The 16,009-nt window shown below is 36.1% G+C and carries 16 protein-coding genes and 1 pseudogene; all 17 read left to right on the plus strand.

Annotation, left to right across the window (positions count from 1 at the left end; translation table 11 throughout):
* Positions 1–116: 116 nt before the first annotated feature.
* The 17 genes and pseudogenes from HMPREF3177_RS05625 (at position 117) to HMPREF3177_RS05705 (ending at position 15,867) form a co-directional block, all read left to right on the plus strand.
* Positions 117–638, plus strand: coding sequence for a YceD family protein (locus HMPREF3177_RS05625; protein WP_040929247.1), 522 nt, complete (start codon positions 117–119; stop codon positions 636–638).
* A gap of 2 nt (positions 639–640) precedes the next feature.
* Positions 641–814, plus strand: a complete 174-nt coding sequence (rpmF, locus tag HMPREF3177_RS05630; RefSeq protein ID WP_040929246.1) for a 50S ribosomal protein L32 — start codon at positions 641–643, stop codon at positions 812–814.
* A 110-nt stretch (positions 815–924) separates the two neighbouring features.
* Positions 925–2,502, plus strand: coding sequence for a bacillithiol biosynthesis cysteine-adding enzyme BshC (gene bshC, locus HMPREF3177_RS05635; RefSeq protein ID WP_070457575.1), 1,578 nt, complete (start codon positions 925–927; stop codon positions 2,500–2,502).
* Positions 2,503–2,623: 121 nt separating this feature from the next.
* Complete coding sequence (gene mraZ / locus HMPREF3177_RS05640) at positions 2,624–3,055, plus strand: division/cell wall cluster transcriptional repressor MraZ (RefSeq protein ID WP_070457577.1); 432 nt, start codon at positions 2,624–2,626, stop codon at positions 3,053–3,055.
* A 12-nt stretch (positions 3,056–3,067) separates the two neighbouring features.
* Positions 3,068–3,994 (plus strand): 16S rRNA (cytosine(1402)-N(4))-methyltransferase RsmH, encoded by a 927-nt coding sequence (gene rsmH, locus HMPREF3177_RS05645; RefSeq protein ID WP_070457580.1) that lies wholly within the window; start codon positions 3,068–3,070, stop codon positions 3,992–3,994.
* A 15-nt stretch (positions 3,995–4,009) separates the two neighbouring features.
* Positions 4,010–4,384, plus strand: coding sequence for a cell division protein FtsL (gene ftsL, locus HMPREF3177_RS05650; RefSeq protein WP_070457581.1), 375 nt, complete (start codon positions 4,010–4,012; stop codon positions 4,382–4,384).
* Positions 4,374–6,551, plus strand: a complete 2,178-nt coding sequence (locus tag HMPREF3177_RS05655) for a penicillin-binding transpeptidase domain-containing protein (RefSeq protein ID WP_210388788.1) — start codon at positions 4,374–4,376, stop codon at positions 6,549–6,551. The genes ftsL and HMPREF3177_RS05655 overlap by 11 nt, the downstream gene beginning before the upstream one ends.
* A 9-nt stretch (positions 6,552–6,560) precedes the next feature.
* Positions 6,561–7,520 carry a phospho-N-acetylmuramoyl-pentapeptide-transferase gene (gene mraY, locus HMPREF3177_RS05660; protein WP_070457584.1) on the plus strand — a complete coding sequence of 320 codons (960 nt, stop codon included), beginning with the start codon at positions 6,561–6,563 and terminating at the stop codon, positions 7,518–7,520.
* A gap of 3 nt (positions 7,521–7,523) precedes the next feature.
* Positions 7,524–8,855 (plus strand): UDP-N-acetylmuramoyl-L-alanine--D-glutamate ligase, encoded by a 1,332-nt coding sequence (gene murD, locus HMPREF3177_RS05665; RefSeq protein ID WP_070457586.1) that lies wholly within the window; start codon positions 7,524–7,526, stop codon positions 8,853–8,855.
* Positions 8,856–8,870: 15 nt separating this feature from the next.
* The gene (locus HMPREF3177_RS05670) at positions 8,871–10,004 is read left to right on the plus strand and encodes a cell division protein FtsQ/DivIB (protein ID WP_070457589.1); all 1,134 of its coding nucleotides are present in this window, start codon (positions 8,871–8,873) and stop codon (positions 10,002–10,004) included.
* Between the two features lie 98 nt (positions 10,005–10,102).
* On the plus strand, positions 10,103–11,542 hold the full coding sequence (ftsA, locus tag HMPREF3177_RS05675) for a cell division protein FtsA (RefSeq protein ID WP_070457591.1): 1,440 nt from the start codon (positions 10,103–10,105) through the stop codon (positions 11,540–11,542).
* A 25-nt stretch (positions 11,543–11,567) separates the two neighbouring features.
* Positions 11,568–12,522: pseudogene (gene ftsZ / locus HMPREF3177_RS05680) on the plus strand (cell division protein FtsZ); the annotation flags it as partial.
* A 274-nt stretch (positions 12,523–12,796) separates the two neighbouring features.
* Entirely contained in the window at positions 12,797–13,561 is a 765-nt protein-coding gene (locus tag HMPREF3177_RS05685; RefSeq protein ID WP_083286889.1) for a purine nucleoside phosphorylase YfiH/LACC1 family protein, read from the plus strand.
* Positions 13,562–14,191, plus strand: a complete 630-nt coding sequence (locus HMPREF3177_RS05690; protein ID WP_070457595.1) for a YggS family pyridoxal phosphate-dependent enzyme — start codon at positions 13,562–13,564, stop codon at positions 14,189–14,191.
* Positions 14,192–14,200: 9 nt separating this feature from the next.
* Positions 14,201–14,716: a cell division protein SepF gene (locus tag HMPREF3177_RS05695; RefSeq protein ID WP_070457597.1), complete on the plus strand. Its 516-nt coding sequence runs from the start codon at positions 14,201–14,203 to the stop codon at positions 14,714–14,716.
* A 12-nt stretch (positions 14,717–14,728) separates the two neighbouring features.
* Positions 14,729–15,034 carry a YggT family protein gene (locus HMPREF3177_RS05700; protein WP_083286890.1) on the plus strand — a complete coding sequence of 102 codons (306 nt, stop codon included), beginning with the start codon at positions 14,729–14,731 and terminating at the stop codon, positions 15,032–15,034.
* Positions 15,035–15,084: 50 nt separating this feature from the next.
* Positions 15,085–15,867 (plus strand): YlmH family RNA-binding protein, encoded by a 783-nt coding sequence (locus tag HMPREF3177_RS05705; protein WP_070457599.1) that lies wholly within the window; start codon positions 15,085–15,087, stop codon positions 15,865–15,867.
* Positions 15,868–16,009 lie beyond the last annotated feature (142 nt).

Consider the following 16,009-nt stretch of genomic DNA (forward strand, 5'->3'; position numbering starts at 1 on the left):
TATATCAAAATAGATAATAAATCTTAATTTTATTCGGTGATATGTTAAGAAAATAACTTGACACTTTCACTGAAAATCGGTAGAATGTTTGTTGTGCTTATAAGAGGTGGGTAAATATGAAGTGGTCATTATCGGAACTCAGAAAGTTTCAAAATACCGCATTTACTTTTGAAGAACACTTATCACTTGAAGATGTTTCGAATCGTCAAGACGTTCTAGATGTAAGTGATATTTTCACAGAAGGCTCAATCAAAAATAGTGGTCATGAATTTTATGTCGACATAACAATTCAGGCACGTGTTAAAATGGTTGATAGTCGTTCTGGAGAGGATGTTTTTTACGATTTAAGCGTAAATTCGTTTGAAACGTATGATGAGACGCTTGAAGCGGATGAAAAGCTAGAGGATCCGTCATTACATCCGGTGCTACATGAGCTCGACTTAGAACCAGTCATTCGTGAGTTAATAAATGTTAGCATTCCTGAAGTGTATTCTGAAAGTAATGAATTACCGGACTCATCAAACACTGATAATTGGAACGTCTACGGCAGTATCGAAGCGTACGAAAAAGATAAGCCTGTAGACCCAAGATTAAAAAAATTAGAAACGCTGTTTAAAACAGACGAAACGGAGGATTAGCAATGGCAGTACCTAAAAGAAGAACTTCGAAAACTCGTAAAAATAAACGTCGTACACACATTAAGTTAAGTGCACCAGGAATGGTTGAGTGCCCTGAGTGTGGAGAAATGAAATTAAGACACCGCGTTTGCCCGAACTGTGGGTCATATAACGGTGCAGAAGTTGTAAACAACTAACATGGACATAGAAATGTCCATGTTTTTTTATTTATAAACTATTTATTTGTGTCATACGGATAAATTCCATATAATTTTATTTAACTATGACGATTGTTAGGAGACACATTATGAGGTATCTGTTTAATGATGAATTTAATGATGACATTCACTGTATAAGCGAAGAGGATTATAAGTTCTTTCATCATAATAAGTTTGATGATGAATCGCTTCATCGATTAATTAAAAGAGCACCACATGAACATACAGAAAGACTCGCGTCTATAATCGAAAAAGATATGCTCGAAATTGTTGGTGATCTTACAGAAAGTCAAAGAAATAATATTAAAAAATTAAAAAATGGCCATAAAGTCGTCATCGGTGGACAACAAGCAGGTCTGTTTGGCAGTCCAGCATATATTTTGCATAAAGTGATTTCGATTTTAGTCGTCGTAAAAGATATTAAGGAAAAAGTGAATTACGACGCGGTACCTGTATTTTGGGTCGCGTCTGAAGATCACGATTACGATGAAATTAACCATACTCATGTTTACGATAGTTTGCATAAACGTATTAAAAAAGTGTCATATAAACCAAATCTCGATATACAAATGAGTATCGGCTTTTATGAATACGATAAAAAAGAAATGTTAGACGTTCTCGATGAAGTATTTAATTATACAGAGGACAGAAAGCAAAATATCGAAATTAAAAATACAATCGAACGAGAAATTAATGCACACACATACTGGTCAGAGCTCTTTACAGCACTAACAAATAAAGTGTTCAGTGAGCATGGCTTACTCATATTTAATGCGCACAGCAAAGACGTTAGACAGTTAGAAAAAGAGATTTTTCAACGAATAATCGAAAAATCAGAGGAAATTGACGCAGCGTTTAGCTCTGGTCAACAGTCATTTAATCAACACTTCGATATCAGCCCGACGATTCAAACGGACACGAATGTTCATTTATTTATTCATTCTGAATGGAACAGAGAGCTACTTCACCGTGACGGTGACGTCTTTAAAACTGAAGACAAAACATATACGAAAGAAGAGTTGTTAAACTATTTAAATGAATCACCAGAAACATTCAGTAACAACGTCGTCACACGACCGCTAATGCAGGAGTTACTATTTAATACAATTGTCTTTTTAGGTGGAGGCGCAGAAGTAAAATATTGGGGAGAACTTCACGAAGTATTTAAAGTAATGGATAGAGAAATGCCGATCGTCTTAAAACGTATGTCTTTCCTCCACGTTCCACCACAATTAGAAAAACGATTAAACGAATACGATTTATCGTTAACACCGAATTTAGTTGAACATATTGAAAAAGAAAAAGATAAACTTATAGATAAATCGACGAATGAAAAGTTGTTACAACGTATTCAAACTCTAAAAGACGTGATTGAACAACAATATGAGTCTCTTGGAGAAGTAACTGAAACTAAACATGAAGAGACACTCATCGATATTAACGAATCTCGTATGTTAAAAGAAGTCGATTATTTAGAACGAAAATATCAATACGATGTCAAACGACAAGTGAGAAATAAACTCAATCAATTAGATGAACTTCTAATGTTATTACTTCCGAAAAATGCACTGCAAGAGCGTACGTTCCACCCAACAGTATTTTCAAATGCGTTCATTGATTTTACACCATTAACTTATACGGATCAGTTAATCATTATTATGGATTAACCCTTAAAAACGGCTCAAAAAGTTGAGCCGTTCTTTTTTTGCAATTTTTTAAGAAGAAAGTGGTGGAAAGTGGTAGAATATGGTAAATTATTAATATAGTAGGTGGGAGGAGGTAGTTCGGGTGTTTATTGGCGAGTATCATCATAATTTAGACGCTAAAGGACGCATGATCGTCCCGAGTAAATTTCGAGATGAATTACAAGCGCAATTTGTCATTACTCGCGGATTAGATAAATGCTTATTTTGTTATACAGTCGACGATTTTAAAGCGATTGAACAAAAGACAAAACAACTACCACTCACAAAACGTGATGCAAGACGTTTTACACGACTATTTTTTTCTGGCGCAGCGATTGTTGACGTCGATAAGCAAGGACGTGTAAACATCCCACAACATTTAAGAGATTACGCAGATTTAAGTAAATCGTGCACAGTCATTGGTGTTTCAGATCGTGTGGAGATTTGGGATACAGACAGCTGGAACGATTTTTACAGTGATTCAGCAGATAACTTTGAAATGATTGCAGAAGATTTGATTGATTTTGATTTATAAGAGGGTGACAAAATGTTTAAACATGACACAGTATTACTAAAAGAGACAATTGATGGTTTAAACATTAAACCTGACGGCATCTATGTAGACGCTACACTTGGTGGTGGCGGACATACATCTTATTTACTAGATCAATTGACGACAGGTCGAGTGATTTCATTTGACCAAGATATTCTTGCAATTAATCACGCAAAAGAAAAATTTGATGACGACCGATTAACGCTCGTTCATAGAAATTTTAAATATTTAAAAGAAGAATTAAATAAACTTGGCATCGAAAAAATCGATGGCATTTTATATGACTTAGGCGTATCGAGTCCTCAGCTTGATTTAGTAGAACGTGGCTTTTCACATTCGAAAACAGCGCGACTCGACATGAGAATGGATCAAACACAAAGTCTAGATGCTTATGAAATTGTAAATACATATAGCTATGACGATCTCGTACGCATTTTCTTTAGATATGGTGAAGAGAAATTCTCAAAACAAATCGCACGTGAAATCGAAAAACGACGTGCGGAAAAGCCAATTGAAACGACGACAGAGTTAAGCGACTTAATTAAGTCGAAAATTCCTGAAAAGTTTAAACGCATGAAAGGCCACCCAGCACGCCGAGTCTTTCAAGCATTACGTATCGCAGTAAATAACGAACTTGAAGTATTTGAAAATAGCTTACAAGATGCGATCGAATTGTTAGATAAAGGTGGTAGAGTTTCGGTCATTACGTTCCACTCACTCGAAGATAGAATTTGTAAACAAATTTATTTAGAGTATGAACGCGGACCCGAACTACCTAAAAACATGCCAATTATCCCTGAAGGATACGAGCCAATTTTAAAAAGAGTCAATAAAAAGCCGATACTAGCGAGTGACGAAGAACTTGAACATAATAGTCGTGCACGTAGCGCTAGACTTAGAATCGCAGAAAAGTTAAAGTGATAGGGAAGTGAAACCATGGAAGCAGCACGCGTAAGACAAACTGTTCAAAAAGAACAAAATCAACAAAATCATGTACATAACGTAGCGCCAAAGAAAAAACGCTACCTCGTAAGTCTGAAGTTAAATGAGCTTCTGTTATATGTCGCTTTAATGATTGTTTTATCGGCAGCAGTAGTATTTGTACTCAACACAAAATTAGAAGCGCATGAATATGAGAGAGAAATATCTCAAATCAACTACGAAATTAACGCTACAGAAAAAGAGATAGACGAACTAACAACAGAAGTTACACATTTATCTTCATACGAACGCATTTATCAAAAAGCAAATGAACTTGGGCTAAAGCCAAACAATGATAATGTAAAGGTTGTTAGGAAGTATGAAAAGTAATTTTAAGTCTAATATCTTTAAGTCGCTAAAGCAGCGACGTAAAAATCAATTTACTTTTTCAATACCGATTATTACACTCCTGATTTATATTAGTTTAGGAGTGTTTTTTGCTTTACTCGTTTTTAATATCATTACGATTATGTTGTTTAAAAATGTGGATGACGTCAATTTAAAAGATCAAGCGCGCAGTAAATATGAACGTCACACCGTTAACCGTGCTGAACGTGGTAAAATTACTGACCGCGATGGGAATGTTTTAGCAAGAGATACGGAAGCTTATAATATCGCGGTCATCGTCGGACAAGATTTTGATAATCATATCGAAGATAAAAACGAAGTAGCAAAAGTCTTATCTGAAATTATGAATATGGAAGAAAAAGAAATTTTAAAGGTAATCGATGATGGTATTAAAAATAATAGATATCAAGTTGAATTCGGTAGTAAAGGAAGAAATATCGATTATAAAGCAAAAAGATTAGTAGAAGAAAAAGAATTAAAAGGAATTGTTTTTACTCCTGTTGTCAAACGCTCGTATCCTAACGGAGTGTTTGCTTCACATTTAATTGGAATGGCTGAGTTAAATGAAGACGGAGATATGAATGGTGCTGTAGGTATTGAAAAAGAATACAATAAAGAATTAACTGGAAAAGACGGCTTTAAAGATTATAACGTCGATAGTTGGAACTATATCGTTCCTGGAACGATGGAAAGTGAAGAAGCGGTCGATGGGTTAGACGTTGAATTAACGATTGATTCTAACATCCAACTTTACTTAGAAGACTCATTAGATGATATGCAAGAACACTTCGAACCTGAAGAGTTATTTGCTTTTGTTGCAGATGCAAAAACAGGCGAAATTTTAGGTGCAGGTCAACGTCCTTCATTTAACCCAGATACTCGAGAAGGTTTCGGAACGAGCTGGTTAAATATGCTTTACGAATATCAATTCGAGCCAGGAAGTACGTTTAAAGTATTTACGTTAGCGGCAGCAATTGAAGAAGGTAAGTATGATCCAAATCAGTACTACACGACAGGGAATAGACAAGTGATGGATGCGACGATTTACGACTGGGAAAAGTCAGGTTGGGGTACAATTACTTATAACGAAGGGTTACAATATTCTTCGAACACTCTAATGATGGATTTACTCGATTCAGTCGGACCTAAAAAGATGCTCGAATATTATCAGTCATTTGGATTTGGGGCAGCTACAAAATCTGAATTTAACACAGAAGCAAGTGGTCAAATCGTGTGGGACAATGAACTCCAACAAAAGACGAGTTCGTTTGGACAAACGATTAGTGTAACTCCAATTCAAATGATTCAAGGATTTACTGCGTTACTAAACGACGGGATGATGAAAAAACCATACGTCGTTCAGTCAGTTGTCGATCCAGAAACGAACGAAGAAATATATCGAGGTCAAGAACGTAATCTCGGACAAGTCATTAGTAAAGAAACAGCCGAGAAAACGATGGAAGAAATGAGCACACTCGTCGCAGGTTCGTTAGATAGAAACAGTATGTACGCACTCGATGATTATCAAGTCACAGGTAAATCTGGTACAGCACAAACATATGACGAAAAAACGGGCGGATATTTAACAGGAGAGTATGAATTTATAACGTCATTTATCGGATATGCACCAGTTGAAGATCCACGAATTATCGTCTATTACGGTATTAAACGCGCATCAAAAAATAAAAGTGAGACATGGGACTTCGGTGTGTCGAGAGGATTTAATCCGTTAATGGAACGCTCACTGAAATATTTAGACGTTAAAGACGTTCAAAACAGTCAAGAAATTAAAACGATTAAAATGGAAGACATTACAGGTCAAAACATTGAAGACGTCGACGTATTACAAAATGATTTATTAAAACAAGTGTATGTCGGTGAAGGAACGAAAGTTGAAGACTATTATCCAAAAAATGAAGAAATGTTGCCGTCTGAAGTGCTCGTCATCGTCACAGACGGTGAACGTACGATGCCGGACTTACGTGGGTTTTCTAAGCGTGACGCATTACTCATCATGGACTATTTAGGACTCAAATCGAACTTTAAAGGTGAAGGTTACGTCACAGCACAAACGATTAAACCAGGTGAACCACTTGGAGATAAACAAAAAGTCAACTTTACGTTACAAATGAAAGACCCAAACAATTAGGAGGTAACGATGAGTATTATATTATTAATCATTTCATTTATATTGTCTGCAACATTAATGAAAATGATGATACCAAAATTAAAACAATTAAAATTTGGCCAAGCAATTCGTGAGGAAGGTCCGGAAAGTCATTTAGCGAAAACAGGCACACCGACAATGGGTGGTATTTCATTTATTTCTGTAACGGTCGTGTTATCGATAATATGTATGTTCTTCGTTGAAGACGTTTCGAAATTACTCATCCTCGTCATCGTAACGCTAGGATTTGGGTTAATTGGTTTTATTGACGATTACATCATCGTTGTAAAAAAAGATAATAGAGGATTAACATCTAAGCAAAAAGCGCTGGCACAAGTAGTCGTGTCAATTATCGTCTTTTTCATTATGATGAAATTCATACCTTCTATTGAGCTTGGTGTTTCGATACCAATGACAGATATTACAATTCCACTCGGTGTGTTTTTCATCGTTTGGATCGTATTCTGGCTCGTTGGTTTTAGTAACGCTGTAAACTTAACGGACGGTTTAGACGGGTTATCAACAAGTACGACGATTATTGCGAACGGTGCATTTTTAGCCATTGCGTGGTTACATTCAGAAAAAGAAATTATTTTATTTTTATCGATACTAATTGGAGCACAACTCGGATTTTTACTATTTAACAAATATCCAGCGAAGGTATTTATGGGAGATACTGGATCTTTAGCACTCGGTGGGATTGTCGGTATCGTATCAATTATGTTAAACAACAGTTTATTACTTCTTTTAATCGGTATCGTATTCGTCATCGAAACAGCATCCGTCATTATACAAGTCGTATCATTTAAAACAACAGGTAAACGTGTATTTAAAATGACACCGATTCACCACCACTTTGAATTGTCTGGATGGAATGAACGTAAAATTGTATTCGTATTTTCATTCGTCGGTTTAGTTTTTGGTCTAATTGGTATTTTAATCGGAGGCTAAGTTATGAAAGAAATCGAATCATTTAAACATAAGAAAGTGCTCGTTTTAGGATACGGACGAAGTGGTCGTAGTGCGATAGAAGCACTGTTTAAACTCGGTGCAGATATCACACTTACTACGAGTGAGGTTCTCGTTGAAGAGAGTGTTTTAAATCATTTAAAACAAATGAACGTGAAAGTCGTAGATGGTCATCATCCAGAGCATCTATTAAACGACACAGAGTTGATCGTTAAAAATCCAGGTATTCCGTATACGATTCCTTTTTTACAGGAAGCCTTAAAACGCAATATTAAAATTATTACTGAAGTAGAACTTGCGTATTTAATCACAAATAATGAGATTATTGGTATTACCGGAACGAACGGAAAAACGACGGTGACAGAACTCGTTGGAAGACTACTTACTGATGGAAACCGCACACCAATTTTATGTGGGAACATCGGATATCCAGCAAGCCAAGCGGCGCTTGAAGAACAGTCAGACGAACTCGTAATGGAATTATCTAGTTTTCAGTTAATGGGCATCGATACGTTTAGACCGAATATCTCAGTATTTACAAACATATATGAAGCACATCTCGATTATCATAAAGATTTAAACGAGTATCAATCAGCGAAACTATCTCTTATGAAAAATATGACAGACACGGACATTGTTATATTTAATCAATCTCAAAGACATTTTGTCGAACATAAAGATGTGAAGAGTAACGTTTACTTCTTCAGTATCGATGAGGAAGCAGATGCATATGTAAAAGATAATTGGATATATGTTTTTGGTAAAAAAATAATAAATATCGAAGAGATTCTGTTAAAAGGTCCACATAACTTAGAGAATATCCTTGCAAGTTTACTCGTTGCACATTTAAAAAATGTACCGATCGAGCATATGAAATATGTTTTAACGACGTTTAAAGGTATCGAGCACCGTATGGAATTCGTCGATGAAAAACTCGGTATGAGATTTTATAACGATTCAAAAGCGACGAACGCGCTCGCGACGACATTTGCATTAGATAGCTTTAATACGCCGACGATTTGGATCGCTGGTGGATTAGACCGTGGACAAGATTTCAAAGAACTTCTTCCACATTTAAAGCATGTAAAACTTGGTATCGTATTTGGTGAAACGAAAGAAAAGCTAAAACAATTTTTAAATGAAAACAATATCGAAGTGATTGAAACAGATAATCCATTCACAGCTGTCGACATTGTCAAAACACATGGTAATGCTGGAGACAAAGTGCTATTTTCACCAGCGTGTGCGAGTTGGGATCAGTATCCTGATTTTGAAACGCGTGGCAGACATTTTAAAGAAGCAGTTCATCAATTATAAAAAGGAGGGGACACGATGAGTGAAGATTTTAACGTAGATGATTTAAAAAAGAAGTTAAAAAAGAATTGTACGACTAAAAAAGATAAGAAGCATACACACACTGACGATGTCCCCTCATTTAAAACGGAACTTGAAGTCATAGAAGCGCTCGTTCAGGAAGGTGTTATAAAACTACAGCAAGAAGAAGTGGCAAAGAGTGACGATGACACGTTAGATCCATCTTTAATTGAAGACTATCGCGATGAAGAAAAAGATGCACCTTCAATAGAATATGAGTCTGAAGAAGATGAAAAAGAGACGCTAAAAGAGCGATTTAAATCGGTTAAAAAGCCACAGTTATCACTGCCAAATTTAAATTATAAAAAACTTATATTTCTTATTGGAATTGCGCTCGTTTTAATTACGATAGCTACATATTTAATATCCAGTCTATCTGATATTAAAGAAATTGAAATTGTCGGTAATGAAAACATCACCGACAAAGAAATACTAGATAGAAGCGGTATAGACACAGGACAAAAAATGTACTTGCTTCAGTCAAATAAATCTGAAGATAAAGTAAAAGTGTTACCGATTATACAGTCAATTGACATCGAACGTGAATGGCCAAATAAAGTCATTATAAATGTTAAAGAACATAACGTCGTTGGTTTTATTGAAAGCAACCGAAACTATTATCCAGTACTCGAAAATAAACGCGTATTAAGAGGATTTCATATGGAACCTGTAGATGCACCGATTATCCATTTCTTTGAAGGTAAAGAGTTCGACGCACTTGTCGATAGTTTAAACGATGTCAATCCAGAGATGTTACGAATGATATCTGAGATATATTATCGACCGTATGATGAATCATATACGAGAATTCAAGTACTTATGAATAACGGTCAGGAAATTATCGCAGACTATACGACATTTGGTGAAAAGATCAATTACTTTAATGGAATGCGCGAATCTATTGGAGATAATGAGGGGATTATCGATTTAGAAGTGAGTAATGCGTTTATTCCGTATAATACTGAAGAAGCAAGGCGTGTGAAGCGCGACATGTCAAGTATTCCAAGACATGTACCTTATATCGATGATATAAACGAAAGCCTAGATGTGATTAAGAAATCACTTGAAAAAATCGAAACATCAACAGATTAGTGAAAAGTTTCATTTATTTAACTGATTTAGTTCACAATTCGCTTTATATAAGGTAAACTATAGGATAGATTATTCTGAAAAGATTGGGAGGCATTCAGGTGAAGGAACAATATTATGTTGCCCTAGATGTAGGGTCCTCGAGTGTTAAAATCGTGATTGGAGAGAAATTTCACGATGGTGTAAATATTATTGGTACTGGCCAAACCTTCACTGATGGCGTATCAAAGGGTATGATTCGAGATTTTGATCTCGCTAAAAGTGGAATTATAGATACAGTGAAAAAAGCAGAACTAATAGCAAATATAGATATTGACGAAGTATTTTTAAAAGTTCCAATAACGAATTCTGATGTCATATTTACAACAGAAACGTTAAGATTCTCTGGTAAAGATACAGAAATCGATGGAGAACTCATCGAAGAATTACTTGAAAATATTCGCTTTAAAGAAATTTCAATAGATCAAGAAATTGTCACAGTATTCCCTGTGTCATTTGTCGTTGATGATTTACATGAAGTCGAAGATCCAAAAGGGATTATCGCTAGAGAAAGTCTCACTGTGAAAGCTGGTATCATCGCTGTAGATCGTACGCTATTCTTAAACATGGGTAACTGTGCGGCAGAAGCAGGTCTAGATATCGTAGACGTCACTTCAGACGCATATAACTACTCACATATTTTAACAGAGGCTGAAATTGAACTCGGCGCAGTCGTTATGGATATCGGAGCTGACTTAACACAGTACGCATACTATAAAGATGGATCGTTAAAATATGCAGGTGTTATCCCTGCAGGTGGTAACACGATTACTGAAGTCATTGCGAGAGAGTTTAATACAGACTTCCATTATGCAAACCGTGCAAAAGAGCAATATGGTCACGCATTTTACGAAAGAGCACCAGAAGGTGAACGCGTCGTCTTCCCACAAAATAACGGTGATAAAGACGTAGAAGTGAGTGCGAAAGACTTATCTGACGTCATCGAAGTGACTCTTGAAGATATGTTTATGGAAATCTTTAGAGAACTCGGTGAAGCGAATATCGACGATATTAGCGGTGGATTCGTCATTACAGGTGGTACTGCAAACATGAGAGGAATTAGAGATTTACTACTCGATATTGTTTCTGAAAAAGTACGCGTTCATATCCCAACACAAATGGGTGCGAGAAAACCTGAATTCACGAGTGCAATCGCTACAGTTGAAAGCGGTATTCGTTTTGATGAACTCCTCGATTATGTTACAATTGATAATCATGAAGATGATTATGACAGAGATGACAACGAACCAATTGTAGAAGAAGAAAAACAGTCGATTTTCCCTTCTCTATTTAGAGAAAGAAAAGAGAAAAATCAAAGTGTTGAAGTCGAAGAAGACGTTGAATATGAGTCAGACGACGACCGATACGAAGAAGACAAACATGACGATTACGAACGTGAAATCGTTGAGACGTCAGATGTTAAAAATGCCCCGCCAAAAGAAAAAGAGAAATCTGACTTTGGTGGATTTATGAAAAAAGTATTTAAGAATTTATTTGAGTAATTAAAATTTGGGAGGATATGGTGAGATGTTAGAATTTGAAACTGGTTTTAACCATCAAGCATCTATTAAAGTAATCGGTGTCGGTGGCGGAGGAAACAACGCAGTAAACCGAATGATCGATGAAGGTATGCAAAACGTTGAATTTATTGCGGTTAACACAGACGGACAAGCTTTAAACTTATCAAAAGCAGAATCTAAAATCCAAATCGGAGAAAAATTAACACGTGGTTTAGGTGCTGGAGCGAACCCTGAAATTGGTAAAAAAGCTTCAGAAGAATCACGTGAACAAATTGAAGACGCAATCCAAGGTGCGGACATGGTATTCGTCACTGCTGGTATGGGTGGCGGAACTGGTACTGGAGCAGCACCAGTCGTTGCGAAAATCGCAAAAGAAATGGGAGCTTTAACAGTTGGTGTTGTAACACGCCCATTCTCTTTTGAAGGTAGAAAACGTCAAACACAAGCAGCTGCAGGTGTAGAACAAATGAAAGCTGCTGTAGATACATTAATCGTTATCCCAAATGACAGATTACTCGATATCGTTGACAAATCAACACCGATGATGGAAGCATTTAAAGAAGCGGATAACGTATTACGTCAAGGGGTTCAAGGTATTTCAGACCTCATCAGCGTAAGCGGTGAAGTAAACTTAGACTTTGCGGACGTTAAGACGATTATGACAGACAAAGGTTCTGCATTAATGGGTATCGGTGTCGCAAGTGGTGAAAACCGTGCGGTTGAAGCGGCTAAAAAAGCAATCTCAAGTCCATTACTTGAAACTTCAATCGTCGGTGCACAAGGTGTGTTAATGAACATCACTGGTGGCGAAAACTTATCACTATTCGAAGCTCAAGAAGCTGCGGACATCGTTCAAGACGCTGCAGACGAAGATGTAAACATGATCTTCGGTACAGTAATCAACCCTGAGCTTGAAGATGAGCTAGTAATTACAGTTATCGCAACAGGCTTTAACGAAAAGTCAGTATCAAGAGGTCCTGAACGTCCAGTTCAACAAGAACGTAGACAAGCACCTTCATTCGAAGAAAAAGAAAGAGAAGATTCATTCATCAACTTAGATGATCGTTCAAATTCTGAACAATCATTTGATAGCTCTGATAGAAAATCTTCATTAGATAACGAGCCAGACGTACCATCATTTATTAGAGGTCGTCGTAGTCGTAGAAGATAAGACATTCACTCACGGAGATATTGACATCAATATCTCCGTTTTTGTCTATTAGGAGATAGATACGCGTGTTTAAAAATTATAATCATTATGTAGGATACAGTTCAGACGATTTAGTGTTTGGGTATACGAAACGTACAAACGGTCAAAGCGACTATCCAAAAAATGCATTTAACATGGCGCTATATATCGGAGATAATCCGGACAATGTACACCACCATCAACAACTTTTAAGTGAAGAAATCGGATTTGAACGTTCAGATTTCGTGATCCCAATACAAACGCATGAAAACAAAGTGTATGAAGTAAAAAAAGCGGATGCCGGGACAAATGTAGATGCGTTAACAGATAACATATATGGTATAGACGCTCTATATACATATGAAAGAAATATCGTACTCGGTATGAATTACGCAGACTGTACACCAATTTATGTGTACAGCGTAGCGAATAACTTTATCGGTTTAGTGCATGCAGGATGGAAGGGAACGCGTGGGAACGTATTAAAAAACCTATTAGATCATTACGACGGAGATATCGATGATTTACGCGTCGTCATTGGAGTTGCGATTAACGGCGATTATTATGAAGTCGATGATGCGGTCGTCAACGATTCGTTTTTAGTTGCTAAAGAGGCAGTCACTCCATTAGGTAACGATAAATTCTTACTCGATTTAAAAACTGCAAATAAACACCAAGCACTCGATTATGGTATAAAAGAATCGAACATTCACGTCACACCAATCGGTACGGAAAGTGAAGAATTCTTTTCATATCGGTTAGATGATCAACCGACGGGACGTGCTTTAGGGTTTATTGGAAGGAGATTATAATTGAATAAAGATAATTATTTAAAAGTAAAAGAAGAAGTCAATAATCAAGCGACGATTATCGCTGTGACTAAATATCACACTGTTGAAGATGCGCTAGAAGCATACGACGCTGGTGTGAGAGACTTTGGAGAGAATAGAATTGAAGGATTTAATGAAAAAAGAGCCGCACTTCCTCAGGATGCGAATGTGCACTTTATCGGAACACTTCAATCGAGAAAAGTTAAAGATGTCATAGATAATCTATATTACTTACACTCATTAGAACGAGAATCTATCGCGAAACGTATTGAACAATATAGCTCGCATGATGTAAAATGTTTTATACAGGTAAATGTGTCAGGAGAAGAGACGAAACATGGTTTAAAACCTGAAGACGTCAAAGATTTTGTAACGAAAGTATCAAAATATGATCACGTTAAAGTGATCGGGCTCATGACGATGGCACCTGAAACAGACAACGTTGAAGAAATTAGAAATGTGTTTAAACAGTTAAAAGAACTTAGAGATGATTTACAAAAGGAATTTAAAGATATTATTGAGTTAAGTATGGGAATGAGTAACGACTATAAAATTGCACTTGAAGAGGGTGCGACATTTATTAGACTCGGTAGTAAAATTATGGGAAAATAGGTGATTCAAATGGCTCTACAATTTTTAAAAGATTTATTCGTAATCGAATCTGAAGATATGGATGAAATCGAAACAGAACAAAAGCAAGTTGCTGAAGTTAAAGAACAGCCAAAAGTAGAAAAGAAAAGTAAAGTTACAGCAGTCGATTTTTCTGAAAAAACAAAGAGAAGCCGTAGACCAAAAATTGAGGCAAGAGAGCACCGTGAAGTGAGTGAGCCAGTAGTGAAACAAGGGGGACACGTTGACATGAGTAAAATTAATACGAAAGTATGTCTGTTTGAACCATATGTATTTGGTGAAACTCAAGATATCGCGGATCAATTAAAAAATAATCAAACAGCACTTGTGAACTTATCAAAACTCGATAAAGTATCAAAAAAGCGAATCATCGACTTTTTAAGTGGAACAGTGTATGCTTTAGAAGGCGATATTCAAAAAGTTGGAGCTGACATTTTCTTATGTACACCAAACTCTGTTGGTGTGGAAGGTGTTATTTCGGAGAAGAATGACTCTGACTTAATGTAAGGAGTTTTTACTGTGGACCAATCAACAGCTATAAATATACTGACAACAGTAGTTAAAATATATTCGATATTATGGCCAATCTTTACTTGGGGGTTCATCATTTACATACTATCTAGTTGGATTCCAGGTTTAAGAGAGTCATCATTTGGTGAGTTACTCGGTAAAATATATGAACCGTTACTTTCACCACTGAGAAATATAATTCCGCCAATTGGTGGTATGATCGATATTTCACCGATCTTTTTAATTATTATATTCCAGTTATTTAACTTTGGAATGCGTCAAATATTTGTATCGTTATATAATATGTTAATGTAAGAGATATTGTTACAATATCTCTTTTTTATTTCGCCATTAGGAGTTATATTATGGAATCCCTATTTCAACATTTTAGACAAGAAGAAAAAGAAAAGATTATTTTTTACTACAGTAAATTTGAAATCGCTTCGAGAGATTATTATCCTGTACTGCTTGATTTTACCGACCCGAGAGAACGTAAAATTATCGAAAGTATTAGCGGACGTTTCCCTGATATAAAAATCGAATATTACGGTGGGGGTCTTGAAGATAACCATGAACGAAAACGTGTGTTACTCGTTCCTGAAATGTTAGAAGTGTCTCGAGATGATTTTGAAATTGAGACGGTAGAGTTACATTATCCAGAAAAATTTGTGACGCTCACACATCGTAATATTTTAGGTGCGATGATGAATGTCGGCGTCGACCGTAGTAAACTCGGTGACATTATACTTTCAGATCACATTCAGTTTGCGATCGATAAAAACTTTTTTGATTTATTTAAATCAGAACTTACGACGATTAAACACGCACCGATAGAACTCGTTAAAATTCCTAACGATGAATTTTTAAGTGCAGTCTCGAATACGACGAAACATTCGATTATCGTATCATCATTTCGTTTAGATGTGATCGTATCAGAAGTATTAAAAGAAGGACGAGCAAAAAGTAAAAATCGTGTCACGCGAGAGAAAGTTAAAGTCAATCATGCACTCGTGACAGATCCGAGTTTCCAAGTCGAACTTGAAGACGTAATAAGTGTAAGAGGTTTTGGAAGATTTATCGTCAGTGAATTTATTCATGAAACGAGAAAAGGGAAATCGAGAATCGAAGTTTTAGTGTATGAAGACTAGTTTCAATATAGTTTGACAATAGTCTGAAATTTTTGCATAATGTTATTAATGTATTAGACACGCAATATATTGGCATTTTTTAAAGCGACTAGAGGACGGTGAAAGCTCTAGAAAATAAATATATTGATATCACTAATATGAT

Origin of the sequence: Nosocomiicoccus sp. HMSC09A07 (genome assembly GCF_001808485.1) — a bacterium.
Taxonomy (GTDB): Bacteria; Bacillota; Bacilli; order Staphylococcales; family Salinicoccaceae; genus Nosocomiicoccus; species Nosocomiicoccus ampullae_A.

Bases quoted from the DNA above. Each gene is read 5' to 3' on its own strand.
- murD (WP_070457586.1), top strand. From the start codon at position 7,524: ATGAAAGAAATCGAATCATTTAAACATAAGAAAGTGCTCGTTTTAGGA.
- rpmF (WP_040929246.1), top strand. From the start codon at position 641: ATGGCAGTACCTAAAAGAAGAACTTCGAAAACTCGTAAAAATAAACGT.
- rsmH (WP_070457580.1), top strand. From the start codon at position 3,068: ATGTTTAAACATGACACAGTATTACTAAAAGAGACAATTGATGGTTTA.
- ftsL (WP_070457581.1), top strand. From the start codon at position 4,010: ATGGAAGCAGCACGCGTAAGACAAACTGTTCAAAAAGAACAAAATCAA.
- mraY (WP_070457584.1), top strand. From the start codon at position 6,561: ATGAGTATTATATTATTAATCATTTCATTTATATTGTCTGCAACATTA.
- HMPREF3177_RS05705 (WP_070457599.1), top strand. From the start codon at position 15,085: ATGGAATCCCTATTTCAACATTTTAGACAAGAAGAAAAAGAAAAGATT.
- HMPREF3177_RS05695 (WP_070457597.1), top strand. From the start codon at position 14,201: ATGGCTCTACAATTTTTAAAAGATTTATTCGTAATCGAATCTGAAGAT.
- HMPREF3177_RS05625 (WP_040929247.1), top strand. From the start codon at position 117: ATGAAGTGGTCATTATCGGAACTCAGAAAGTTTCAAAATACCGCATTT.
- HMPREF3177_RS05655 (WP_210388788.1), top strand. From the start codon at position 4,374: ATGAAAAGTAATTTTAAGTCTAATATCTTTAAGTCGCTAAAGCAGCGA.
- HMPREF3177_RS05670 (WP_070457589.1), top strand. From the start codon at position 8,871: ATGAGTGAAGATTTTAACGTAGATGATTTAAAAAAGAAGTTAAAAAAG.
- bshC (WP_070457575.1), top strand. From the start codon at position 925: ATGAGGTATCTGTTTAATGATGAATTTAATGATGACATTCACTGTATA.